26 protein-coding genes are annotated in these 25,464 nt (G+C 40.0%); 18 read left to right on the top strand and 8 right to left on the bottom strand.

The window, feature by feature from the left end; translation table 11 throughout:
- The first annotated feature begins 119 nt into the window (after positions 1–119).
- From JFU24_RS14415 to JFU24_RS14350, 14 genes are all read left to right on the top strand, one after another.
- Complete coding sequence (locus JFU24_RS14415) at positions 120–803, top strand: heptaprenylglyceryl phosphate synthase (protein ID WP_053344216.1); 684 nt, start codon at positions 120–122, stop codon at positions 801–803.
- 78 nt (positions 804–881) lie between these two features.
- Positions 882–3,131, top strand: coding sequence for a DNA helicase PcrA (gene pcrA / locus JFU24_RS14410; protein ID WP_056522781.1), 2,250 nt, complete (start codon positions 882–884; stop codon positions 3,129–3,131).
- Between the two features lie 103 nt (positions 3,132–3,234).
- The gene (gene ligA / locus JFU24_RS14405) at positions 3,235–5,241 is read left to right on the top strand and encodes an NAD-dependent DNA ligase LigA (protein WP_201222345.1); all 2,007 of its coding nucleotides are present in this window, start codon (positions 3,235–3,237) and stop codon (positions 5,239–5,241) included.
- Positions 5,242–5,252: 11 nt separating this feature from the next.
- Entirely contained in the window at positions 5,253–6,422 is a 1,170-nt protein-coding gene (locus JFU24_RS14400; protein ID WP_201183236.1) for a CamS family sex pheromone protein, read from the top strand.
- 202 nt (positions 6,423–6,624) lie between these two features.
- Complete coding sequence (pruA, locus tag JFU24_RS14395) at positions 6,625–8,172, top strand: L-glutamate gamma-semialdehyde dehydrogenase (protein WP_201222343.1); 1,548 nt, start codon at positions 6,625–6,627, stop codon at positions 8,170–8,172.
- A 274-nt stretch (positions 8,173–8,446) separates the two neighbouring features.
- A complete protein-coding gene (gene gatC, locus JFU24_RS14390; RefSeq protein ID WP_053344220.1) occupies positions 8,447–8,737 on the top strand; it encodes an Asp-tRNA(Asn)/Glu-tRNA(Gln) amidotransferase subunit GatC in 291 nt (96 codons plus the stop codon).
- 12 nt (positions 8,738–8,749) lie between these two features.
- A complete protein-coding gene (gene gatA / locus JFU24_RS14385) occupies positions 8,750–10,210 on the top strand; it encodes an Asp-tRNA(Asn)/Glu-tRNA(Gln) amidotransferase subunit GatA (protein WP_057218305.1) in 1,461 nt (486 codons plus the stop codon).
- 12 nt (positions 10,211–10,222) lie between these two features.
- A complete protein-coding gene (gene gatB, locus JFU24_RS14380) occupies positions 10,223–11,650 on the top strand; it encodes an Asp-tRNA(Asn)/Glu-tRNA(Gln) amidotransferase subunit GatB (RefSeq protein ID WP_201183234.1) in 1,428 nt (475 codons plus the stop codon).
- Between the two features lie 183 nt (positions 11,651–11,833).
- On the top strand, positions 11,834–12,376 hold the full coding sequence (locus tag JFU24_RS14375; protein ID WP_309558432.1) for a sigma-70 family RNA polymerase sigma factor: 543 nt from the start codon (positions 11,834–11,836) through the stop codon (positions 12,374–12,376).
- Positions 12,373–12,840 (top strand): hypothetical protein, encoded by a 468-nt coding sequence (locus tag JFU24_RS14370; protein WP_201183232.1) that lies wholly within the window; start codon positions 12,373–12,375, stop codon positions 12,838–12,840. The genes JFU24_RS14375 and JFU24_RS14370 overlap by 4 nt, the downstream gene beginning before the upstream one ends.
- The gene (locus JFU24_RS14365; RefSeq protein WP_201222341.1) at positions 12,833–13,903 is read left to right on the top strand and encodes a hypothetical protein; all 1,071 of its coding nucleotides are present in this window, start codon (positions 12,833–12,835) and stop codon (positions 13,901–13,903) included. The genes JFU24_RS14370 and JFU24_RS14365 overlap by 8 nt, the downstream gene beginning before the upstream one ends.
- Entirely contained in the window at positions 13,900–14,838 is a 939-nt protein-coding gene (locus JFU24_RS14360) for a hypothetical protein (RefSeq protein WP_201183230.1), read from the top strand. The genes JFU24_RS14365 and JFU24_RS14360 overlap by 4 nt, the downstream gene beginning before the upstream one ends.
- Before the next feature lie 183 nt (positions 14,839–15,021).
- Entirely contained in the window at positions 15,022–15,936 is a 915-nt protein-coding gene (locus JFU24_RS14355; RefSeq protein WP_201183229.1) for a diacylglycerol kinase, read from the top strand.
- A gap of 63 nt (positions 15,937–15,999) precedes the next feature.
- Positions 16,000–16,575, top strand: coding sequence for a GNAT family N-acetyltransferase (locus JFU24_RS14350; protein WP_057218296.1), 576 nt, complete (start codon positions 16,000–16,002; stop codon positions 16,573–16,575).
- Positions 16,576–16,652: 77 nt separating this feature from the next.
- Here the strand turns inward: JFU24_RS14350 and JFU24_RS14345 are convergent, their stop codons facing one another.
- Positions 16,653–16,871 (bottom strand): hypothetical protein, encoded by a 219-nt coding sequence (locus JFU24_RS14345; RefSeq protein WP_053344229.1) that lies wholly within the window; start codon positions 16,869–16,871, stop codon positions 16,653–16,655.
- 188 nt (positions 16,872–17,059) lie between these two features.
- On the opposite strand from JFU24_RS14345, the gene rlmD reads away from it, so the two are divergent.
- Both rlmD and JFU24_RS14335 read left to right on the top strand, forming a co-directional pair.
- On the top strand, positions 17,060–18,430 hold the full coding sequence (rlmD, locus tag JFU24_RS14340) for a 23S rRNA (uracil(1939)-C(5))-methyltransferase RlmD (RefSeq protein WP_201222339.1): 1,371 nt from the start codon (positions 17,060–17,062) through the stop codon (positions 18,428–18,430).
- Between the two features lie 297 nt (positions 18,431–18,727).
- Positions 18,728–19,276 carry a YitT family protein gene (locus tag JFU24_RS14335; protein WP_201183224.1) on the top strand — a complete coding sequence of 183 codons (549 nt, stop codon included), beginning with the start codon at positions 18,728–18,730 and terminating at the stop codon, positions 19,274–19,276.
- A gap of 32 nt (positions 19,277–19,308) precedes the next feature.
- On the opposite strand, the gene JFU24_RS14330 is transcribed toward JFU24_RS14335, so the two are convergent.
- The 7 genes from JFU24_RS14330 to JFU24_RS14300 form a co-directional block, all read right to left on the bottom strand.
- Entirely contained in the window at positions 19,309–20,169 is an 861-nt protein-coding gene (locus tag JFU24_RS14330) for a DUF421 domain-containing protein (RefSeq protein WP_201183222.1), read from the bottom strand.
- A 32-nt stretch (positions 20,170–20,201) separates the two neighbouring features.
- Positions 20,202–20,408: a DUF1657 domain-containing protein gene (locus tag JFU24_RS14325; protein WP_053344233.1), complete on the bottom strand. Its 207-nt coding sequence runs from the start codon at positions 20,406–20,408 to the stop codon at positions 20,202–20,204.
- 12 nt (positions 20,409–20,420) lie between these two features.
- Positions 20,421–20,771, bottom strand: a complete 351-nt coding sequence (spoVAE, locus tag JFU24_RS14320; protein ID WP_053347930.1) for a stage V sporulation protein AE — start codon at positions 20,769–20,771, stop codon at positions 20,421–20,423.
- A 5-nt stretch (positions 20,772–20,776) separates the two neighbouring features.
- Positions 20,777–21,787 (bottom strand): stage V sporulation protein AD, encoded by a 1,011-nt coding sequence (spoVAD, locus tag JFU24_RS14315; protein ID WP_053344234.1) that lies wholly within the window; start codon positions 21,785–21,787, stop codon positions 20,777–20,779.
- The gene (gene spoVAC, locus JFU24_RS14310) at positions 21,787–22,266 is read right to left on the bottom strand and encodes a stage V sporulation protein AC (RefSeq protein ID WP_201183220.1); all 480 of its coding nucleotides are present in this window, start codon (positions 22,264–22,266) and stop codon (positions 21,787–21,789) included. The genes spoVAD and spoVAC overlap by 1 nt, the downstream gene beginning before the upstream one ends.
- Positions 22,267–22,286: 20 nt before the next feature.
- Positions 22,287–22,757: a YhcN/YlaJ family sporulation lipoprotein gene (locus tag JFU24_RS14305; protein ID WP_201183218.1), complete on the bottom strand. Its 471-nt coding sequence runs from the start codon at positions 22,755–22,757 to the stop codon at positions 22,287–22,289.
- 69 nt (positions 22,758–22,826) lie between these two features.
- Complete coding sequence (locus tag JFU24_RS14300) at positions 22,827–23,030, bottom strand: DUF1657 domain-containing protein (protein ID WP_053344237.1); 204 nt, start codon at positions 23,028–23,030, stop codon at positions 22,827–22,829.
- Positions 23,031–23,754: 724 nt separating this feature from the next.
- Between JFU24_RS14300 and JFU24_RS14295 the strand changes: the two genes are divergently transcribed.
- Together JFU24_RS14295 and JFU24_RS14290 are read left to right on the top strand one after the other, a co-directional pair.
- The gene (locus JFU24_RS14295) at positions 23,755–24,171 is read left to right on the top strand and encodes a hypothetical protein (RefSeq protein WP_201250138.1); all 417 of its coding nucleotides are present in this window, start codon (positions 23,755–23,757) and stop codon (positions 24,169–24,171) included.
- On the top strand, positions 24,168–25,445 hold the full coding sequence (locus JFU24_RS14290) for an ammonium transporter (RefSeq protein ID WP_201183215.1): 1,278 nt from the start codon (positions 24,168–24,170) through the stop codon (positions 25,443–25,445). The genes JFU24_RS14295 and JFU24_RS14290 overlap by 4 nt, the downstream gene beginning before the upstream one ends.
- Positions 25,446–25,464: the final 19 nt, after the last annotated feature.

Raw genomic sequence — 25,464 nt, 5'->3', positions numbered from 1 at the left:
ATATTGGATTTTAGATTCAGAGGTTTCCAGTTGGTAAACATTTTATCGATACTTCTCTTTTTTAATGAAAAATCTTAATGCTATAATGGTGAAATGGGAAGTGTGAATGGAGGATTATAATGTACGATTTTCGCGAGTGGAAACATGTTTTCAAACTCGATCCAAATAAAGAAATAAGCGATGAGGCGTTAGAAAAAGTCTGTGAATCTGGTACAGATGCAATTATGGTTGGAGGCACCGATGGAATTACGCTTGAGAATGTACTTCATTTGATGGCGCGAGTTAGGCGATATACAGTCCCATGTGTGATGGAGATTTCATCGGTTGAAACAGTGACGCCGGGATTCGATTTATATTTTATTCCGAGTGTCCTAAATAGCACCAATCCAGATTGGATGATGAAACTGCATCAGCAAGCAGTCAAAGAATACGGATACCTTTTGAATTGGGATGAAATTTTCGTAGAAGGATATTGCATCTTAAATCCTGAGTGTAAGGCGGCTCAATTGACGAAAGCCAATACGGATCTAGATATGGATGATGTGGGTGCATATGCAATGATGGCAGAAAAGATGTTCAAACTGCCGGTTTTTTATCTTGAATACAGCGGTGCTTATGGCGATGTCCAGATGGTGGAAGCGGCTAGAGAGAGTTTGGAGAATACTGTACTATTCTACGGCGGTGGGATTAAATCAGTAGAGCAGGCCAAAGAGATGGCGGAGTTCGCGGACGTAATCGTTGTTGGTAATGTGATCTATGAAGATTTGAAAACGGCGCTTGCAACAGTTGAGGCAGTTAAATGATAATTTGGCCAAAATGTAAATAGGGAAAAAATGTAGTATACTAAAACAGAAACGAATGTTCGTATAGGTGGTGTGATAATGCAATATTTAGCGGAAAAATTACTAATAGGTTTGAATGAACAGCAACAAAAAGCAGTAAAAGCAACAGATGGTCCACTTCTAATTATGGCTGGGGCAGGAAGTGGAAAGACGCGTGTGCTGACTCACCGTATTGCTTACTTGATGGTTGAAAAGGAGATAGCACCTTGGAATATCCTTGCAATCACATTTACTAATAAAGCCGCACGTGAAATGAAAGAAAGAATCCGTAGCATTCTGGGCGGTGCGTCCGAAGATATCTGGATTTCAACGTTCCACTCTATGTGTGTCCGTATTTTGCGAAGAGATATTGATCGGATTGGATTTAATAGGAATTTCTCAATTTTAGATACGACGGATCAGCAATCAGTCATAAAGCAAATTATGAAAGACCGTAATATGGATACAAAGAAATATGATTACCGGGCCATTTTAGGTAGTATCAGTTCAGCAAAAAATGAATTGGTCGGACCAGAAGAATACCTCAAAACTGCGTCAGATTATTTTACTAAAGTAACGGCAGATGTATATACAGAATACCAAAAACGTTTGCGGAAAAATTCAGCCCTCGATTTTGATGATTTGATCATGATGACGATTCAATTGTTCCAACTTATACCGGAAGTGCTAGAATATTATCAGCGGAAGTTTCAATACATTCATGTTGATGAGTATCAAGATACAAACCGGGCTCAATATATGCTTGTTAAACTGCTAGCTTCACGATTCCGTAATCTCTGTGTTGTAGGGGATTCAGATCAGTCGATCTATCGCTGGCGCGGTGCGGATATTGCGAATATCCTTTCATTTGAAAAAGATTATCCTAATGCCAATATGATTTTCCTTGAACAGAATTATCGTTCAACGAAAAAGATTCTTGAAGCGGCGAATAAGGTCATCGATAATAATCGAAACCGGAAGCCGAAAAATCTTTGGACTGAGAATGTAGATGGTAATAAGATTTTCTATTACCGTGCAGACAATGAACAAGGGGAAGCGCAATTTGTAGCAGGAAAGATAAATGAATTAGCTAAGGACGGTAGTAGAAAATATTCCGATATAGCAATCCTTTACAGAACAAATGCACAATCACGGGTAATGGAGGAAGTTCTGCTTAAATCCAATATTAACTATGCAATCGTCGGCGGCACTAAGTTCTATGATCGTAAAGAGATTAAGGATTTACTTGCCTATCTGCGTCTTATTGCAAATCCTGATGATGACATCAGTCTTCGCCGTGTAATAAATGTACCGAAACGAGGTATTGGTGCAACTTCAATGGACAAAGTAGCAGATTATGCAGATCAATATGATCTTTCCATTTATAAAGCACTTGAGTCCGTGGAAATGATTGGGATAAGCGGGAAGGCTACCAAAGCAGCAAGGGAATTCCACACGTTAATTACTAACTATACAAATCAGCAGGAGTACTTATCTGTGACGGAACTGGTGGAAGAAGTCATTAAAAAAACCGGTTACCGTGAGATGCTGCAAGCAGAAAAAACAATTGAATCACAAAGCCGTCTTGAAAATATAGATGAGTTTTTATCTGTAACGAAAGCATTCGAAAGTAACAGCGAGGACAAATCATTGATTGGCTTTTTAACTGACCTGGCGTTGGTTGCTGATATTGACCAATTAGATGAGAACTCCGAAGAAGCAACAAATACGGTAACGTTAATGACACTACATTCGGCGAAGGGATTAGAATATCCGGTAGTCTTTTTACTGGGCCTTGAAGAAGGAGTTTTCCCTCATAGCCGCTCGCTCATGGATGAGGAGGAGATGGAAGAAGAACGCCGTCTTGCTTATGTGGGGATTACAAGGGCTGAAAATGAGTTGTTCATCAGTAATGCCCAAATGCGGACACTGTATGGACGGACGAGCATGAATCCAGTCTCACGGTTCATCGGAGAAATACCCGAGGAACTTCTTGAAGATCTTAAACCGAAACCTGCTCCTAGATCCAAGCAGACTCCATTCAGTTCTCCGGCGAGAACAGGGAACACTGCGACGGCTTCCACAAGAAAAATGCCTACCTTTGGGCGAGCTGTTTCTGCCCCATCTGCAACAGGCGGTGAAGAGATTGGTTGGGCCGTTGGTGACAAGGCTTCCCATAAAAAGTGGGGGATTGGAACCGTGGTGAGTGTAAAAGGAGAAGGCGAAGGAAAGGAACTGGATATTGCATTCCCAAGTCCAATCGGCATTAAACGCCTATTGGCGAAATTTGCACCAATAGAAAAAGCATAAGCTATGAATATGCGTCTACTGGTGAAGAATAGGGATATCTGACTTAGACACCGCTCTTCTAAGATGAAGTGCGGTGGAGTCTTCTTTAGAAAGGATTGAACGTATGGACATACAAGCTGCAGAGAAGATTGTTCTTGAGCTGCAAACTTTATTGAACCAATATAGCTATGAATATTATGTGAAGGACCAGCCATCCGTACCTGATGCTGAATATGATCGGCTTTTACGTGAATTAATTGAGTATGAAGAGAAATTTCCCGAGCTGAAAACAGCCGATTCTCCAACACAGCGGGTCGGTGGGGCCATCCTGGATATGTTCGAAAAAGTGGAGCATACGACACCGATGCTTAGCCTAGGTAATGCTTTCAATGAAAGTGACTTACGCGATTTCGACAGAAAGGTCCGACAGGCTGTAGGTGACAATTTTTCCTATGTATGTGAATTGAAAATAGATGGACTTGCCGTCACACTTCAATATGAAAATGGATATTTCGTAAGAGGAGCAACCCGAGGAGACGGAACAATTGGTGAAGATATTACCGAAAACCTGAAAACAATCAAGTCAATTCCTTTGAAGGTACGGGAGCCTATCGCCATAGAAGTGCGTGGTGAGGCATTCATGCCAAAAAAATCATTCGAATCTCTAAATAAGGCGAAGGAAGAACGCGGGGAAGAACCTTTTGCAAATCCTCGTAATGCAGCTGCTGGCTCTTTGAGACAACTTGACCCAAAACTTGCTGCGAAACGGAACTTGGATGTATACCTTTATGCGATTGCTGATTTAGGTGAAACAGGGGTTCGTTCTCACAGCGAGGGTCTAGATTTATTGGATGAACTAGGGTTTAAAACAAATAAGGAACGAAAAACCTGTACGAATATAGAGGAAGTTCTTGCCTATATTGAAGAATGGACTGAACAACGTCCAAACTTGGCCTACGATATCGATGGAATTGTCGTAAAAGTGGATTCACTTGAACAGCAGGATGAACTAGGCTTTACGGCAAAAAGTCCGCGATGGGCGATTGCCTACAAATTTCCAGCCGAAGAAGTCATCACAACACTAAGAGGTATCGAGCTGAATGTTGGCCGTACGGGAGTGTTGACACCAACGGCTGTTTTGGACCCTGTTCGGGTAGCCGGAACGACTGTGCAACGAGCTTCGCTGCATAACGAAGATTTAATCCGTGAAAAGGACATCCGTATTGGAGATCAAGTGGTCGTGAAAAAAGCAGGCGATATCATTCCAGAGGTCGTCAATGTACTAGCAGAACGTCGTACGGGGGAAGAAGTCGAGTTCCAGATGCCGACTGAGTGCCCAGAATGTGATAGCGAGCTTGTCCGACTGGACGGGGAGGTCGCCCTGCGATGCATCAACCCGAAATGTCCGGCACAAATCCGAGAGGGCTTGATTCACTTTGTATCACGGACAGCAATGAATATCGACAGTTTAGGTGAAAAAGTCATTAGCCAGTTATTTAAGGAAGCGCTCATACAGGATGTAGCTGATATTTATAAGCTTACATACGATCAAGTGATAGCATTGGAACGGATGGGAGATAAATCCGTCAATAAACTCCTTCAGGCAATCGAAGCTTCGAAAAGCAATTCGCTAGAAAAATTACTATTCGGCCTTGGTATCCGCCATGTTGGTTCGAAAGCAGCGAAGACTCTTGCGAGGGAATTCGGCACTATGGAAGCATTAAGCAAGGCGAGCCGTGAAGAACTTACAGCAATTAATGAAATTGGAGAAAAAATGGCTGATTCCATCGTGGCATATTTTGAATTGGAGGAAGTGCATGCACTGTTGAATGAGTTGGAAGCAGCCGGTGTGAACCTTATCTATAAAGGGGCAAGAGCTGTTTCTATAGAAGAAATCGATTCCATTTTCGCTGGAAAAACAGTCGTTTTGACAGGGAAACTGCATCAGCTAACACGTAATGAAGCGAAAGAAAAATTAGAGGCGCTAGGAGCTAACGTTGCTGGAAGTGTCAGCAAGAAAACGGATTTGGTCGTGGCCGGCGAAGATGCTGGTTCCAAACTAGAAAAGGCAGAAAGCCTAGGCGTTCTCGTATGGGATGAAGAGAGACTGATTGAGGAACTAAAAAAATAAGAGGTGTAGCTATGAGGAAACACTCTATTTTGGGGATGATTCTTATACTACTTCTTGCTGGATGTGCACCTAGTTTTGAGGATAAGCAAGAGGTAGTTCAAGACTCCAAAAACGAAAAGGATACAGCAATTATTCCGAAGTATAAAATTTCGGAAGAATATTATCAAACGATTCTTCCGTTTGAGCCATCAAAAGCCCGCGGTTTGGTCGTTTCGAATTTAAATACTCGATATGATATCGAAGAGTTTGAAAATGGACTGATGCGGTTGGCACAAACTCAATTTGACCCGGAAGAATACCTATTTCAAGAGGGGCAAATGCTCGACAGTTCCAAGATATCATCCTGGTTGAACAGAAAATATACAAAAAGTCAGTTGAAAGAAAAGAACAAGAAAGAAAGTGATAACGTAGGTTTAAATCCAGTTGATTCAGGTACAGGTGACATTGATAAGCGGAATGCGGAAAATCCAATTTACCTGGCTCATATTTTAGAACATAACTATTTGGTGAAATCAAAGGATAGCACAGTTAGCCTTGGTGGAGTTGTAATAGGCCTTGCCCTAAATTCAGTCCATTACTATCAAAAAGAAGCATACGGGGCAACCTATGAAAAGAAAATTGATAGTAAAGAACTAAAACAAGAAGGGGAGAAAATTGCTGAGGAAGTCTTAAAAAGATTGCGTAATATGGACAAGCTGAAAAATGTTCCGATTACCATTGCCTTGTTTGAGCAAAATGAAAAATCCTCTGTAGTGCCTGGGAATTTTATTTCCTATACGAATATAGGGAAAAACTCTAACAATATTGGAAAATGGACAAACTTAAACGAAGAATACTTCCTATTCCCTTCGGCAAGTGCAGAAAAAAAATATAGGGATGACGTCAACACATTCACAAATTTTAAAGAGGATGTTGAAGAATATTTCCCTAACTTTAATGGAGTTATTGGCAGGGCATTTTATATGGATGACCAATTACAAAGCTTGAACATCGATATCCCTATCCAATTTTATGGAAACTCAGAAGCGATTGGCTTTACACAATATGTGGCTGGTCTTGTAATGGAACGTTTCCCTAAATATATTGCAGTACAAGTATCGATCACTTCTGTAAATGGACCCGAAGCACTTATTGTTCGCGAGGCAAATCAAGACGAACCAACCGTGCATATATACGAATAAAAAAAAGATGAAGCTTAACAAGCTTCATCTTTTTTATTTGGAACAAATCTAGCCATGAGTAACCTTAACAAAATGGCTTTATGCCTGGCTATTATTCTTGAATGATATTATCTTATTTATACATAATTTGAAGAGTTTAACAGTTTTAGTTAGAATAAGATTGATAGTGTTGAAAAGTTATTTAAAACAGGGAGGGATTGTTTTGGTGCAATTGTATAAACATGAACCGTTTACGGATTTTTCTCAAGTGGCAAATAGCGAGGCGTATCAACAGGGGTTAGGCAGGGTGAAAACATACTTAGGTCAGAATTATGATTTAGTCATTGGTGGAGAAAAAATCTCTACAGAAAATAAAATTATTTCTATTAATCCAGCTAAAAAAGAAGAAGTGATAGGCTATGTATCGAAAGCCAATCGTGAGTTGGCTGAGAAGGCAGTTCAGGCAGCGGATGCGGCCTTTCAGACATGGCGTAAGGTAAAGCCTGAAGTAAGGGCAGATATACTGTTCAAAGCGGCAGCTATTGTCCGACGGAGGAAACATGAATTTTCGGCCTTGCTGACGAAAGAAGCTGGCAAGCCGTGGAATGAGGCAGATGGTGATACGGCTGAGGCTATCGATTTCTTAGAGTTTTATGCAAGGCAGATGCTCAAATTAAAAGACGGAATTCCTGTACAGAGCAGACCGAATGAAAATAATCGCTATGATTATATTCCACTTGGAGTGGGAATTATTATTTCCCCGTGGAATTTTCCTTTTGCTATTATGGCAGGAACGACTGTTGCGGCCATCGTAACGGGAAATACGGTTCTGTTAAAACCGGCATCGACTACTCCGGTTATCGCGGCTAAATTTGTGGAGGTGATGGAGGAAGCAGGTCTGCCTAATGGGGTATTGAACTTTGTCCCGGGGAGCGGTTCAGAAGTAGGCGATTATCTTATCGATCATCCCCGCACCCGTTTTGTTTCATTTACAGGATCTCGTGAAGTAGGTACGAGAATTTATGAACGTGCCGCAAAAGTGAATGAAGGTCAAATTTGGCTGAAGCGGGTGATTGCGGAAATGGGTGGTAAAGATACGATTGTAGTTGATAAGGAAGCGGACCTTGAATTGGCTGCTCAATCGATCGTGAATTCGGCATTCGGTTTTTCCGGGCAAAAGTGTTCTGCCTGTTCCCGGGCGGTCATTGTTGCTGAAGTATATGATCAGGTGCTAGAGCGTGCTTTAGAACTGGCAAAGGAATTGTCCGTTGGTGATCCAGAAGATGGTGCAAACTTCATGGGGCCGGTCATCGATGGTCAAGCTTATAAAAAAATCATGGAATACATTGAAATTGGGAAACAAGAAGGTCGTTTAGCCGCTGGTGGAAAGGGTGATGATACAACCGGTTATTTCATTGAACCAACGATCATTGCCGATCTTGATCCGTATGCCCGGCTCATGCAAGAAGAGGTTTTCGGCCCAGTTGTTGCTTTTTCGAAAGCAAAAGACTTTGATGAAGCGATTGAGATTGCAAATAATACGGATTATGGTCTGACGGGAGCAGTAATTACAAATAATCGTGAACATATGGAAAAAGCACGTGATGATTTTCATGTGGGAAATCTATACTTCAACCGTGGATGTACGGGCGCGATTGTAGGCTATCAGCCGTTCGGAGGCTTTAATATGTCAGGTACAGACTCAAAAGCAGGAGGACCCGATTATCTTATCCTTCATATGCAAGGAAAAACGACTTCAGAAGCATATTAATGGAAATGTAATCCCTTCCTATTTAGGAAGGGATTTTTGCAAGAATCGAGAACATTTGACTAATTTGACCGCCTTCTTGGAATTTCCCCGGAAATTTCGGCAACTTTCTCATATTTCCCGGAAAATACTTCTTTTTCTTTAAGAAATATTTGAATTTCGACATGGTATCTCTTGTTGCTTTACTGTGCAATAGTTTGATATGATTTAAACGATGATTTTATGGAGAAAAGCGACTATTTTAGTCGATTTGGATATTTTTTCGGAGGTGAAGAGAATGTCACGAATTTCTATGGAACAAGTAAAACACGTTGCCCATTTGGCTCGTTTGGCAATTACGGAAGAAGAAGCAGAACAGTTTCAGAATCAGCTTGAACAAATGATTTCATTTGCGGAGCAGTTGAATGAACTTGATACGGATCAGGTAAACCCGACTTCTCACGTTTTGGATATGAAAAATGTAATGCGCGAAGATGTTGCAAAACCAGGATTACCAGTAGAAGAAGTAGTTAAGAATGCACCGGATAGCAAAGAAGGATATATCCGTGTACCAGCCATTATGGAATAAGGAGGGACAATGATGTCGTTGTTCGAACAAAAAGTTTCCGAGCTTCATCAACGTTTACATAATAAAGAGATCAGCGTTACTGATCTTGTTAACGAATCGTATAAGCGAATCGGACAAGTAGAAGACAAGGTGAAGGCATTTTTGACATTAGATGAAGAAAACGCCCGCAACCAAGCAAAACAATTGGATGACCAATTAGTAAAAGGCGAGAGCCAAGGCGCCCTATTTGGCATGCCAATCGGTGTGAAGGATAATATTGTTACTAAAAATTTACGGACAACTTGTGCGAGCAAAATTTTGGAGAACTTTGATCCAATCTATGATGCAACCGTTGTTCAAAAGTTACAGCAGGCAGAAACGGTGACAATTGGAAAATTGAACATGGATGAATTTGCGATGGGTTCTTCAAATGAGAACTCAGCATATCAGGCAACACGCAATCCATGGAATACGGATTATGTACCAGGTGGCTCTTCAGGTGGTTCAGCTGCATCTGTCGCTTCTGGTGAAGTCTTATTCTCATTAGGTTCTGACACAGGTGGATCGATTCGCCAACCAGCTGCATACTGCGGAGTTGTCGGCTTAAAGCCTACATATGGACGGGTTTCCCGTTTCGGACTTGTAGCCTTTGCTTCTTCATTAGATCAAATCGGTCCGGTGACAAGAACGGTTGAAGATAATGCATACCTTCTTGAAGCGATTTCAGGCGTCGATCCAATGGATTCCACATCTGCTAACTTAGACGTACCGAATTTTGTGAATTCATTAACAGGCGATGTTAAAGGGTTGAAAATTGCAGTTCCTAAAGAATACCTTGGTGAAGGTGTTGGGGAAGAAGCACGTAATTCTGTACTTGAAGCTTTAAAAGTATTAGAAGGACTTGGAGCTGTATGGGAAGAAGTTTCCCTGCCGCATTCCAAATATGCTCTAGCTGCTTACTATCTGCTTTCTTCATCAGAAGCATCGGCAAACCTTTCCCGTTTTGATGGCGTTCGCTTCGGTCACCGTACAGATAATGCAGAAACCTTAATTGAAATGTACAAGCAAACTCGATCGGAAGGATTCGGTGACGAAGTAAAACGCCGTATCATGCTTGGAACTTTCTCCTTAAGCTCTGGTTATTATGATGCTTATTATAAAAAGGCTCAAAAAGTGCGTACATTGATCAAAAAAGACTTTGAAGATGTATTTGAAAAATATGATGTAATCGTTGGACCGACAACACCTACACCAGCTTTCAAAATCGGTGAAAAAGTTGCCGATCCATTAACGATGTATGCGAATGATATTTTAACGATTCCTGTCAACCTTGCTGGCGTACCAGGTATTTCCGTACCTTGTGGTTTCGCTGCTAATGGTCTACCGCTTGGTCTGCAAATGATCGGGAAGCATTTTGATGAAAGCACGATTTACCGCGCTGCTCACGCATTTGAGCAAGCAACAGATTTTCATAAACAATTTCCTAAGCTGTAAGGGGTGAAAAAAATGGACTTTGAAACGGTAATTGGTCTAGAAGTACACGTAGAATTAAAAACAGATTCAAAAATTTTCTCATCGAGCCCGAACCAATTCGGTGCCTCTCCAAATAGCAATACGACTGTAATCGATCTTGGCTATCCAGGTGTATTGCCTGTCGTCAATAAAAAGGCTGTTGATTTTGCAATGAAAGCTGCTATCGCGCTAAATTGTGAAGTGGCAGAAATCACGAAATTTGACCGGAAAAACTATTTTTATCCAGACAATCCGAAAGCTTACCAAATTTCTCAATTCGATCAGCCAATCGGTGAACATGGCTGGATTGAAATCGAAGTCGGTGGCAAGAAAAAGAAAATCGGCATTACACGTATTCATATGGAAGAAGATGCTGGTAAGCTGACACATAAAGGGAACTATTCACTTTGTGATTACAACCGCCAAGGTACTCCGCTTGTTGAGATCGTATCCGAGCCGGATATCACGTCTCCTGAAGAAGCGTATGCTTATCTGGAAAAATTGAAATCCATTATTCAATACACAGGTGTTTCCGATTGTAAAATGGAAGAAGGCTCACTTCGCTGTGATGCTAACATTTCCTTGAAACCAGTTGGGCAAAAAGAATTCGGTACGAAAACTGAATTGAAAAACTTGAACTCATTCAACTTCGTTCGTAAAGGGTTGGAGCATGAAGAAATCCGACAAGCAGAAGTATTGAATGAAGGCGGCGTAATCGAACAGGAAACACGTCGTTTCGATGAAGCTACAGGTAGAACAGTTCTAATGCGTATTAAAGAAGGCTCTGATGATTACCGCTATTTCCCGGAACCAGATTTATTGACTATCCATATCGACGAAGAATGGAAAGCACGCATTACTGCGGAGATTCCAGAACTTCCAGATGCACGAAAAAAACGTTACGTTGAAGAATTTGGTTTACCAGAGTATGATGCTGCTGTTTTAACGGTAACAAAAGAAATGGCTGATTTCTTTGAAGCAACAGTTGCTTCAGGTGCGGATGCGAAACTTGCATCGAACTGGATCATGGGTGAGGTTTCTGCTTTCTTAAACGCAGAAGGGAAAGAACTGCATGATATGGCGTTGACTGCTGAATCATTGGCAGGAATGATCAAACTGATTGAAGATGGTACAATTTCTTCTAAAATCGCGAAAAAGGTATTCAAAGAGTTGATCGAAAACGGTGGTAACGCAGAAACGATCGTTAAGGAAAAAGGACTTGTCCAAATTTCTGACGAAGGTGCATTACGATCAGCGGTTGAAGAAGCTTTGAATAATAACCCGCAATCAATTGAAGATTTTAAAGCTGGTAAACAAAAAGCAATCGGCTTCCTTGTCGGACAAATTATGAAAGCGACAAAAGGCCAAGCTAATCCACAACTTGTTAATAAAATTTTGGTTGAAGAAATCAATAAACGTTAATAATTGACCGTATCACTTTCTAAGTGATGCGGTTTTCATATGGTTATCAAAAGAGTTTTACGAGGAAATACTGGAACTTATAAGTGAGAAATTAATTTTATATTTTTTTTGGAGTTATCTGTAGGGGTAACTCCTTTTTGTGTCGTCTATTACATGAATGCTTAAATGAAAGGGGGGAGAGAAGTGACAGATGAGTTAGTGGAGAAGGTGAGAGGTGGAAATGATCATGCTTTCCGGATATTGATAGAAACGTATAAGGAGACGATTTTTAGAACCGTCTATTCCGTTTTACGCAATCAAAAGGATGCAGAAGATGTCACCCAGGAAGTCTTTATCAAAATCTATACTTCTCTTCCTCAATATAAAAATCAAGGTTTTAAAACATGGATTACGCGTATTGCCGTCAATCATGCAATAGATTTGAAGAGAAAACGAGAAAGGCAAAAGGAAGAATCACATGAAGTACAGCCTTCGGAAGCTCATTTAGGCCTATCTGATGATGTTGAGGCAGTGTTTTTTCGAAATGAAAAACGAAAGCAAGTATTACGGAAGCTGAATGACCTTCCGGAGGGGTATCGGGACGTTGTGTATGGCTATTACATACAAGAAAAAACATTCCAGCAAATTGCAGAGGAACAGCAGATTCAAGTCAAATCTGTTGAGGTAAAGCTATATCGGGCAAGGAATTGGATGAGAAAACATTGGAAAGAGGAGGATTTTTCATGAACCATGTTTCTGAAGCAGGGTGGATTGCTTATTTGGCGGATGAAATGCCTGATAATCTAAAAATAGAATATGAAAATCATTTATACTCCTGTGACGAGTGTTTAACAGTCTATATGGAGGCGATGGAAAGAGCTGAATCTAGTCTGCTCGTTGAAGAACTTGATATAGCAGATTCTGTTATGAGCTCGATTGCTCAACTAAATGAAGTATCTAATGAAGAGGTTAAGCAAATCAGAAAAGAAAAATCTCTTCGGACGATTACAAGACATTACCTGATTGCCGCTGGTTTTACGATTCTATTAATGGCAGCCGGAGTTTTTCAATCCCTGACTGAATACGTTGATTCTGTAGAATCCAGTACTGTAAAGGAAACTCAGACCTTAACCGATGGTCTTATTGATAAAACATTTAATTGGATGGACTCTATTGAAAAGAAAAATAAGGAGGGGTTTAGAAATGAATAAAAGTCCGATATTAGCTTTTTTGTTATCATTTCTTCCGGGTTTTGGTCATTTTTACCTAGGTAGGAGATATAAAGGTTTATTTTATTTTCTAGCCACGCTTGGATTAGGGCTGGGAGGCTTTTTTCTTACATTGATTAGTCAATTGGAAGCGTTTCTTGCCTTTTCCATTATAGGAATGGTGTTTTATTTCATCAGTATATTTGACTTGGTAGTTACCTCTCTAAGAAATCCTAAAAGCGAAACGGATGCAGGGGGAATAGTGGATCAGCCGGAAGCAGAAAGATTCTATGTAATTGTCCTTTCATTCGTGCCTGGTCTCGGACATTTTCAGCTCGGCCTCATGAATCGGGGACTTATTTTTCTAATTGGCTTTTTAGGCCTTGGCATTATGGTGATATTCATCAGTGTGATGACACAAATGGAAGGTCTGCTAATATTCATGGCTTTATTGCCAGTTATCTGGATTTACAGTTTTTTTGATTCTGTTCAACAGCTGAATAAAAAGCAAAGGGGTGAGGAGCTTATTGATCGGACCGTGTTGGAAGATTTCGAGGAGAGACGGGAATCTGGGAAGAAGAGTAAATCGGTCGCGACTTTATTCGCCATTTTCCCTGGGGCAGGTCATTTATATTTAGGGCTGCAAAAACGCGGAATCCAATTAATGGCCGGCTTTTTATTCGCCATTTATATATTGGATTTACTCCGTTTAGGATTCTTCTTTTTCCTTATTCCGATCATCTGGTTTTACAGCTTTTTTGATGGATTACAAAAAGCGGCTAAAATGGAAGAGGGTCCTGTTGAAGATACGCCCATAATTTCGGGAATTGTCAATCAGCAAAAATGGGTAGGCCTTGGTTTGGTGGGGCTAGGAATTTATTTCTTGGCAAGTAACATTATCGTTCCGGCAATTGCACCTCATTTAGATGAATGGGTTGGAAGCAACTTAGAATATTGGTTTAGAGATTATTTTCAAAAAGTACTCGTGTGTATCCTTCTTATAGGTGGAGGAATAAAATTGTTAGCTGGAAGTAAAAAAGCGAGAGACAAGGAGGAGACAAAATGAGAACATGGAGAGTCGGAACAATTTCAATGGGAGTCTCTCTGGTTGGTTTAGGTATGATTTTACTGATTTCTCAAATCGCAAATATGAATATGACGACGATTCTTCTTTCTTGGTGGCCGTTGCTTTTCATTATTTTGGGAGTGGAAATTCTCTTCTATATCTATTTTTCCAGAAAAGAAAGTTCCTTTGTAAAATATGATATTCTTAGTATTCTTTTCGTAGGATTGCTTGGAACGACGGGAATTGTTTTAATTCTGCTGACATCAAGTGGAATAATGGATCAAGTCAGGGCAGCCGTGCAAAGCGAAGAAAAAACAGTGAATTTACCTGGGTTCAATGAAAAGGCTGGAAAAGACATTCAGAGGGTCGTTCTAGATTCTGGATCATACCCATTGACGGTTGAAAGTGGGACCGATGAAGAAGTTTCTATATTCGGGACATATGATGAGCTTGTAACAGTAGATGCTGAATCCCTGTTGAAAAAGACGGAAGATTATTTAATGGTTGAGAGAAACGGTGATACACTTTATATCAGCTTCAAGGATTTACCGGTTCAAAATAGCCTTTTAGGCGGAGGCAGGACGAATCTCAAGGCTACTCTTATTATCCCTGCTGAATTATCATTAGAGATTAATGGACAAAGCACGGATCTTGTCTTAAAGCCAAGACAGCTTTTAAGTAATTGGAGTGTAAAAGATAGCGGCTACCTTAGCGTATACCTTCAAGAAAATAGTGATATCAAGATTGAAGCAAAAGGTGTCGAGGAGCTCGAGGGGCCTGAAAATAGCTGGAAAACGACCGAGATAAAAGAAGAAGACACGAATGAAGAAGGCACTGAAAAAACTGAAAAAAAGAATGGTACACTAAAGTCTGGAAAAGGGAATCATATCTTAACTGTCTTCGATACATATAAAGTGAATGTTCATTACCCATAATTTTAAACCATTTACTAGAATAAAATTGTAAAAAGCTTTATAATTTCCCTGATAAGATTTCTAGAAAAAGCATATAAAGAAATGGGCCGAAATGCGGTCCTCTTTTTTTTCGAATATTGCTTTTCATGTAGTGAACGATTAATATGTAATTTATGGAATCAATTTGTATAAGGATGATGGGAAATGAAAAGAGCAAGGTTGATTTACAACCCGACATCAGGCCGGGAAGCCATTAAGAAGAGTTTACCAGGGGTGCTTGCAAAGCTTGAAGCAGCTGGATATGAGGCTTCTACACATGCGACGACCGGTGCTGGTGATGCAACGAATGCAGCTAAAATTGCCATTGAACGCGGCTATGATATTGTCATTGCAGCAGGAGGCGACGGAACGATTTATGAGGTTGTTAATGGACTGGCCACTGCAGAAAAGCGCCCAAAACTAGGAATTATTCCGACAGGAACGACGAATGATTTCGCGCGGGCACTGCATTTACCGAAGTCAATCGAAGGGGCAGCTGATATTATTGCCAGTGGGCATACGATGCCAATCGATATTGGAAAAATGAATGATAAATATTTCATCAATATTGCTGGTGGGGGTCGATTGACTGAATTGACCTACGACGTGCCAATCAAGCTGAAAACAATGCTTGGGCAGCTAGCTTACTACATTAAAGGGATTGAAATGCTACCTTCTATCAAGCCGACAGAAGTTTCAATCGAATATGATGGAAGGCTTTTCGAAGGCGAGATTATGCTATTTTTAGTCGCCAATACAAATTCGGTCGGTGGCTTCGAAAAACTCGCACCAGACGCATCCCTTAATGACGGCATGTTCACGTTACTTATTTTGAAAAAGGCAAATCTTGCTGATATTGTCCGAGTCGTAACTTTGGCAATGCGCGGTGAACATATACATGATAAAAATGTCATTTATGAAAAAGCAAATCGGATCAAAGTAACTGCCAAAAAAGACATGATGCTTAATTTGGACGGGGAATTTGGTGGCATGGCCCCAGCTGAATTCGTAAACCAGTACCGTCATTTTGATGTATTCATCCCGGAAGGAATATTGCCGGACGATCCAACAAATAAATAATGAAAAGAAGGTCACTAAAGTGGGTGGCCTTTTAATTTTAATCTAGCAAGGAGAATGGGTAACGTGTACATCAGAAGAGCGACACCAGAAGACGCAGAAAAGGCAGCAGTATTAACACGACTTGCGATAAAGGAAATTGCCGAGGAGTTAACTGGCGAAACAGAAGAAGAAACAATACTCGCCGTTCTTGCCGACTTTTTTAGAAAAAGTGGAAATCGAATCAGCTATGAAAATACCTTCGTTAGTGAACATAATGGGGAAGTATCTGGACTGATCATTGCCTATCATGGAAAAGATGCTAAAGGGTTAGATGAACCAATAGTTGAAAGATTACGGCGGAAAATGAAAGATTCGAGTATTACACTCGACAAGGAAGCAGAGAGTGATGACTTTTATCTGGATACATTATGTGTTGACCCGAATTTTCAAGGGAAAGGAATTGGAAGTGCACTGATTCAATATGTTGAGGAGTATGCTAAGGAAAAAGGCTACCCAAGGGTTTCTTTAGTCGTTGAAGATGTGAATGAAGGGGCAAATCGTCTCTATAACAGGTTAGGATATAAGAAAATAAAAACCATTATGATAAGTGGCTATGAATTTGGATATATGGTAAAAAAATTAGAAGAACCCCTTGTTTAACAGGGGGTCCTTTTTACGTGTGTTTTGATATATCACTTCTTCCACCATTCATTGAACTTTTCTTAGTGGAATGGGATCTACATTTGCTGTCCGTTCATCGCAGCCCAATCAGCATAAACTCCGGTTCCGTTGCAGCCGGGACAGTCGTGTATATCGGAAAAATGATATTCCGTTGGTACGAAAGAGCTGTATCCTCGCCCATAACAATCCGGACAGAGGCCCTTTTCCTCCATGCTTACTCGATGTTTTTCTAGCCTGTTTGCATTCCAGGCAGATATAGAGTTAAACAAACCCATTTCTTCACCTCATCTATTTTTCCTTATTTTTCTTTTTTTACCTCGCTTTTATACATGGAACTATGAAAAAACGTAATTCCTTCTACTATTATTTTATGAAAACCAATGTAAATTGGTGAGTCGTTTTGTGGCAAGGCTCTGAATGTGGTAAAATACAGGCTAGCTTATAAAAGAAAAGAGAAGATGATATGAAAAAAACAGCACCCGTTGCTAAAAATGATATTATAGAGGTTTTATTCGAAGATTTAACGCACGAAGGAGCTGGAGTAGCTAAAGTTGATGGCTATCCGATCTTTGTTCAGAACGCCCTTCCTGGTGAAAAGGCAAAAGTTAAAGTAATGAAGACAAATAAAGGTTATGGCTTCGGACGTTTGATGGAGATTATAGAAAATAGTCCGTATCGAGTTGAGATTACAACTGAAGACTTTCATAAATACGGTGGCTGTCAGCTACAGCATATGAGCTATGAAGGACAGTTGGAATTCAAAGAAAAACAAGTCCGTGAAGTGATGACTCGCATTGGAAAACTTGAGGATGTGAAGGTACACCCGATAATTGGTATGGAAAACCCAACTCATTATCGTAACAAAGCCCAAGTGCCTGTTGGTGAAAAGGACGGCAAGCTAATAGCGGGATTCTTTAAACCACGGACACATGAAATTGTAGAAACGAAAGAAAGCATTATCCAAAATGAAGTGATTAGTGAAGCTGTTCAAGTTGTAAAAGAAATCATCAGTAAACTTGGTATCCCTGCTTACAATGAAAAAACCCATAAAGGTGTATTGCGTCACATTATGGCTCGTTATGGCAAGCAAACAGGCGAATTGATGATAGTACTCGTTACAAGAACGAAAAGTATCCCTTTCATCGAAACAATCGTGAAGGAAATCGTTGAACGTCTTCCACAGGTGAAATCAATCGTCCAAAACGTAAATTCGAAGAAAACAAATGTTATCTTGGGCGACAACATGACTTTGCTATGGGGTAACGAAGTGATCTATGATTTGATCGGTGACGTGAAATTTGCGATTTCCGCAAAATCCTTTTATCAAATTAATCCAGATCAAACGAAGGTTCTTTATGATAAAGCACTTAATTATGCTGGTCTAACGGGCGAGGAAACGGTGATTGATGCTTATTGTGGCATTGGTACCATTTCATTATTCTTAGCACAAAAAGCGAAAAAGGTTATTGGTGTGGAAGTTGTATCAGAAGCGATTGAAGATGCACGCCGCAACGCTGAATTAAATGAAATCACAAATGCAGAATTCATCGTTGGTGATGCAGGAAACGTCATTGCTGAATGGTATCAAAAGGGTAACATGGCAGACGTCATCGTTGTTGATCCACCTCGTAAAGGTTGTGAAGAATCTCTTCTAAACACAATCATTGAGATGAAACCTAAAAAGGTCGTTTATGTATCTTGTAACCCAGGAACCTTGGCACGGGACCTTCATATTTTAGAAGAAGGCGGATATAAAGCAGTTGATATCCAACCTGTCGACATGTTCCCGATGACTACACATGTTGAAAATGTAGTGTTGTTAGAATTGAAATAATGGTGTAAGTGCCCAGTCATTGGACTGGGCTTATTTTATATTGATTTATATAATAAGTGTCTTTGTTAGATAGAGATGATGAAGCAGGACCCATTAAGGGCTCTGCTTTTTCAATGTGGTGTCAAAAATTGTAGTAAGGGTGCTGAGGAAAAAATTTTTTACATGTATATTCTTGACGTTCTAACTTGGACATATATTATGGAATATCGAATATCGAATATCGAATATCGAATATCGAATATCGAATATCGAATATCGAATGGGAGGTAAGGTGATTTTATTAAATTCCAAAAAGTGATGGCTGTAATCGTTGGTAGCTTTTTGATAGGTATTGGAATTAATGGTTTTTTAGTTCCATATCATTTAATAGATGGCGGTGTTATTGGAATTGCTCTTATTATTCATTATTTTTTGGGCTTTCAAACGGGGTTATCCATGTTAGTTCTTAGTATTCCTTTATTTATATATGCTTGGTACTATGAACGTCACCTTTTCTATAGCAGCATCCATGGATTACTTTTGACTTCTCTTTTTATGGATTGGTTGAGTCCATTAAAAAAGGCATTTTCTATTTCCATTCTCAGTAGTTCGTTAATTGGCGGAGCTATCATTGGGCTGGGCATAGGGCTTATGCTTCGATATGAGACAAGCAGCGGAGGAACAGATTTGTTAGCAAAATTCATTTCCAAATCTTCCTCCATAGATATTGCTATAGTTATTATTGTCATTGATACACTCATTATTACAGCTGCCGTCTTTATCTTAGGTATGAGAATTTTTCTTTTTTCATGTCTGACGATTGTCATTATTGGACTGATTACATCACTTATGAAAGTGAGGGATTAAATTTTCTTATCAACCCAAAAGTATAAAATAAATTAGTTTTTTAAGATGAAGGCTACATGGTCAATTGCCTTTTGCAATTTTTCACTATTTTTGCTATACATTTCTTTAGCTTCCTTTGATTCAGTTCCAAGGGCAAATAACTCTAAGTCTGCTTGGCATTTTTTCAAAGTTGCGAGCATCAAAGGCTTTTCTTGTGGAGATGGCACTTTAATTTTATCATCAAAAAGATCCACGTTTAATTCACCATTGGAATTTGCTTGTCCAAGAAAGACATTCTCGATGGTTACGCCTAGCTTATCCAATTCGGTTTTCAACCAATTTCGGTTTAGGCCAATCGTGGAAAGTGGTTCATCAAGGATTTCTCCATCCATAATGACAGTCTGAGCCTCCTTGACTGAAGCAACTGCCAGATTCAAATCTTTTGCTGTTAAAGGTTGATTTTGCTTTTTTAACATAACAGAAAAGTCACCGTTTGCTTCTAACAAACCAAACTCAACATCAGCTACATCAAAGACATCCTTCTTTCGAAGTAACCCTAACAATTCATCAGTTGTATACTTTTCCTTTTTTAAATTGTCTTCCATGACTTTTCCATCTTTAATAAACACTGAGGCTTTTCCTTCCACAAGATCACGAATAGTTTTGCTTTTCAAAGAAATTAATCCTGCTATAAAAGGTGCGAGTGCAAAAACGAGAATAGAAAGCACCCCATTTATAATACTTCCTTCAACCTTTGTGGCTAACTCTGCCCCAACGTTCCCGATGGTTATGCCAGTTACATATTCAAAAAAGGAAAGCTGAGATATCTGTTTTTTACCTAACCATTTTGTGATTAAAAAAAGGACAATTAAAAAAAATAGTGACCGTAAAACGATTTGTAACCATTCAGGCATTACTTAGCACCTCCTGCAAATCATAGGTTTAATCAAAAACCCTTATATTGTGGTTCCTCTCGTTCTAATTCTCCAACTCGCTTGTGTACATCCTTCATCACTTCATTCACTACCATCATCGTTTCATGCAGGATACGTTTCGATTCATCATCTTGAGTTCGGAGTGCAAGGCTAGATAAACCAGCTTCTACACCCTTAAGGCTGGCGACACATTGTTTCACTTCAGATGCAATAGTCATCCTATATTCTCCTTATCCTTTTGGTTTAAAAATAATAGCTCCTATCATTCCGAAAATAATTGCTGCTGATATCCCGGCACTAGTTACTTCAAACATTCCTGAAATTACACCAATTAAGCCATGCTTTTCTGCCTCGGCCATTGCCCCATGCACAAGCGAATTCCCGAAACTTGTAATGGGGATCGTTGCGCCTGCACCTGCAAAATCAATAAATGGTTCGTATAAACCAAACCCATCTAAAAGAGCACCTACGACAACAAAGGTACTTAATGTATGGGCGGGTGTTAGCTTGAATACATCAAACATTATTTGCCCGATTACACAAATAAAGCCTCCTACAACAAAAGCCCAAAAATAAATCATCATTGCTATTCACCACCATATTCAATCGAAACGGCATGGGCGATACATGGAATCGTCTCGCTTTGCTGAAAGGATAGAGGAGATAATAATGCGCCGGTAGCTACGACTAACATACGTTTGAAATCTCCCTTTTTCATGCGGTTTAATAAATGCCCATATACAACCGTTGCTGAACATCCTGGTCCACTGGCTCCGGATAAAACTGGTTGCCCCTCTCTATAAATCATTAATCCGCAATCCTTATACTGTTCTTCACGTATAGGGGTTCCATGTTTTTTAAATAATTCTAATGAAGCTTTTTGCCCAATCTTTCCTAAATCTCCAGTTACAATCAAATCATAATAGGAAGGGTCGATGTTTCGTTCTCTTAGATGGGTCTCAATTGTATCGACAGCTGCTGGAGCCATGGCTCCTCCCATATTAAATGGATCGGTCAATCCCATGTCAATGACCCGGCCGATTGTGGCTGAAGTAACTCGAGGGCCTTTTCCGGAACTACTTAATAAGGCAACTCCTGCACCCGTAACGGTCCATTGGGCAGTGGGAGGCTTTTGACCGCCGTATTCAGTTGGGTAACGGAACTGCTTTTCAACAGCGGTGTTATGACTAGAAGCACCTGTTAACAGATAATCCGCTCCTTTGGTGTTAACAAGGTAAGCGCCGAGAGCAAGTCCTTCCATAGAGGTAGAACACGCTCCAAACAAGCCAAGATAGGGTGTACCCAAAGTTCGACAGGCAAAACTTGTAGGTGTTATTTGATTAATGAGGTCGCCGCCAAGGAAAAACTGAATCTGATCTTTTTGAAGGCCAGCCTTTTCGATTGCTTTTGTACTTGCTTCTTCTATGAGGACTTTGTGAGCCTTTTCATAGGAATCTTGATTTATCCATAAATCGGAATGAAGTAAATCAAAATCATCTGCAAGTAATCCTTCAGCTTCAAATGGTCCCCCGACAGTTCCTGTGGAGAGTATGACAGGTTTTTGATCGAAAACCCATGTACGATGACCCGTCAGCATTATAAACCACCCCATTGAATAAGAATTGTTTTAATCAGAGCAACAATAAAAGCGGAAAAAACGCCGAATAAGATGACGGAGCCTGCCAATTTAAACATATTACCACCAACTCCTAAAACAAATCCTTCTGTTCGATGTTCAATAGCGGCTGATATGACAGCATTCCCGAATCCTGTAAGCGGTACTGCAGATCCAGCTCCCCCAAATTGAGCGATTCGGTCATACACTCCAAATCCAGTAAGAAGCATAGCAATGAAAATTAGCGTTCCTGCAGTGGGGTTCCCAGCCGTTTGATCTGTGAAATCAAAGTAATGAATATAAATATTTTGAATAAACTGCCCGATAAGGCAAATGATTCCACCTGTTATAAAAGCTTTAATGCAATTTAGTAGTACTGGTCTTTTTGTTTCCAGTTGGGTTTGAAGTTGTTGATATTCTTGTTGGACAGGGGTTAATTTTTTCTTTTTATTATTTGACATGCTTGTATCACCTCTTCCATCTACGTCTGTTCCTTCATTAAACTTTTGATTTCTTTGAAGTCTTTTTTCAGTGAGTCCATCTTAGTCTTATCTTTTTCGAGCTTTTGTTCCAACTGGTCAAGTTCTAAAAACATCTTTTGGTCAGTTGAGATAAGAATTTTATAATCTGGGAACATGTTTTCTAAGTCTGATTGTGCTTGTTTTTTAACGCTCTTTAAACGGAAACGATCAAAATTATCTACTTTGACTGCCACTAACAATTCCTTATCGCTATTTACGGCTTTTACATCCGAAACCTCTTCCTCTGCTAATAGCCTATCTTTAGCTTGATTGGCCACGGATTGCTTTATTGGACTGCTAGTATGTACCTTCGAAATATTCAAGTTTTTATTATTATCTATTTGATTCGAATTTCCGGAACATCCTGAGACAAACCCGATAACAGTTATTAAAAAAAGGAATGTTTTTAATGTCTTCATTTTGTATTTCAAGGAATTGCCTCCTCAAATTAAAGATATAAAAAAGGTTGGTTGCCTCAACCAACCTTTTTATATGATTACTTATTGCTTATATTGTGGTTCTTCTTGCTCAATCTGATCAATACGAGGAGAAACGCTGTCAACAATCGATTGTGTTTGTTGAGCAGCTTGTTGATAAAGTTGTTTGGCTTGCTCGTTGTCCGTTGAAAGGGCGAAGGTCTCGAAGCTTGCTTGAGCACTTTTTAGTCCTGCTAAAGTCGTTTTAACATCACTGATTACTGTCATGGGTGTTACCTCCTTGGTTTTTAACTGCCTTTTTAGAATAAGGAAACATCAATTTTTATATACCTACCAAAATTCTCTAGATTGTGAAAAATAGTGATTTCAATCCCTTGTTTGCTTAAAAATCGCATGGCCTTGAGGATGAAACTTGATAAGGTTTATAAAATAATTTGTTTCCGATTCAAAGTATTTTATTGAGGGGGTTTAGTTTTGCTTCTTCAGTATAAAAAGGTAGCAAACGCCGATTGGCTGATACTTCTTTTGAACAAGTAACCCGGATTACTGAAGAACCAGTTATCAGTATACGGCGGATGTGGCTTTAGCGTCTGATGGAAACAGTTTGTTTTCATGAAAGTTAACTGCCACTCTGTTTCGTCAAGTGATGGTTGGTATATTTAAACTGAGGGTGTGCCGGGGGAACTGAGCAGTTTTTATGTGTAAAAAAGTAAAGGGACTGAGTTCGGTTATTTAAGGGGAATTGCGCTTATCTATATTTAATCAAACGATTGATTAATAGCTGGAATAGTAATAAATATGGGGAGATAGCTAGCTTTTTTTGTATGTAAGGGAGTCAGCTATTTAAACAAATAAGTGCATTGTACGATTCAATTATTCACTCTAATTTAAAAACTGCCATAGTGTTTTAAAATTTTTAAAAAGTTGACTCAATTCAGAATTATACATATAATCATATTAAAGCTAACGTGATAACGTGAGGTGATATAACATGATGGTGGTTTTAGACGATTTGTATAATAGAGTGGTTTTTCAAATTTCGTTGGAAGAAGTAATGAAAGTTCTGCAAGGAATCAAGAGCAAACAAGAGTCGGAGATTGAATCAATGAAAACTAGGATACATAAATACGAGCAAAAACGAAGAGCAGAGGAAGCGTGGTATCAATCGCTATCCCCATTTAAACGGTTTTTTACGGGACGGGCTCCGAGCCATCATCAGGCTGTAGAGCATTTGGTGAATGTTAAAGAAAGATATATCAAAATTGAGAGTATAAAACAAAAGGTCGCTATTATAAATGAGGCGATGGGCTTACTGGAAGCAGACCCGGAAAAACGCGAAATAATATTGCCACCTACCATCATAGAAGATATAAAGGCTTGGCGGAAAGTGGAGGAACTACCAATATGACATTAGAAACGTTAAATGCTGGATTGGATACAATCTGGGTTGTTCTGACAGCAGCCATGATTCTATTAATGGAGGGCGGCTTTGCCTTATTAGAGGCAGGGTTTGTTCGTACTAAGAATAATGTGAACATCATTATGAAGGTTTTTGCTGATATTACGATTGGTACGCTTTGTTATTTCGTATTAGGTTTTGGGTTAATGTATGGGACGGATTTAATAGGGAGTATCGGGACGAGTGGTTTTATGCTGAAAGGTGATTTGTCGCACATCGATTTGACCATTTCAATAGATGCATTTTGGCTATTTCAAGGGGCGTTTGTAATTGCGGTAATCTCCATCGTTTCCGGAGCCGTTGCGGAAAGGATTAATTTTCGCGCGTACCTTATCTATGTGGTCATGATGACGGCGTTTATCTATCCGATTGCCGGTCACTGGGTATGGGGCGGCGGCTGGCTAAGTGAGTTAGGGATGCGGGATTTTGCAGGCTCAGCGGTCATTCATGCACTAGGTGGTTTTTCTGCACTGGCAGCAGCCATGGTGATTGGTCCGAGAGTGGGAAAATTTCCGTCAGAGGGACCTAGTTCTATTTCCCTGCCTAGTAATCTCCCGTTGGCATCGGTTGGAGCGTTCCTCTTATGGTTCGGCTGGTTTGGGTTTAATGCAGGAAGTACTCTGCAGGCTACAGATGGTCGTATCGGACATATTGCCATTGTCACGATGCTCTCAGCTGCATCAGGTGGTGCAGGTACTATGCTTTATACGTTATTTCGCTATGGACGATCAGATGCTCCGTCCGTCATCAATGGTTCACTAGCAGGACTTGTTGGCATTACTGCTGGCTGCGCTTTCGTTAGTGATATTGCTGCGATCCTAATTGGGGCAGTTTCCGGAATGCTTATGATAGCAGCGACTAACTGGTTAGAAGCCCGTAAGATTGACGATCCAGTGGGGGCCTTTCCTGTCCATGCGGCTTCTGGTATGTGGGGAACAATAGCTGTAGGTCTTTTTGCTACAGAAGGTGGTCTATTTACAGGTGGAGGATGGCATTTACTTAGGGTTCAAGCGTTGGGATTAATGGTATTGTGTATTTGGGGATTTGTATTAACATGGATGGTTTTTAAAGTCATCAATATTTGGGTACCAATTCGGTCTACGGATGAAGAAGAAGAGCTAGGCCTGGATATCAGCTATCATGGTATCATGGCCACTCATACCTCTCCAGAGTTTATTAAGTCAGAGAATTACTTTAAGCAGGAAGAAGAGGTAAAAAGGTAAGATTTATCTTAGAATAGAG

The organism is Peribacillus sp. TH27 (genome assembly GCF_016650915.1).
Lineage (GTDB): Bacteria > Bacillota > Bacilli > Bacillales > DSM-1321 > Peribacillus > Peribacillus butanolivorans.
This window is presented reverse-complemented; position numbering and strand designations above follow the sequence as displayed.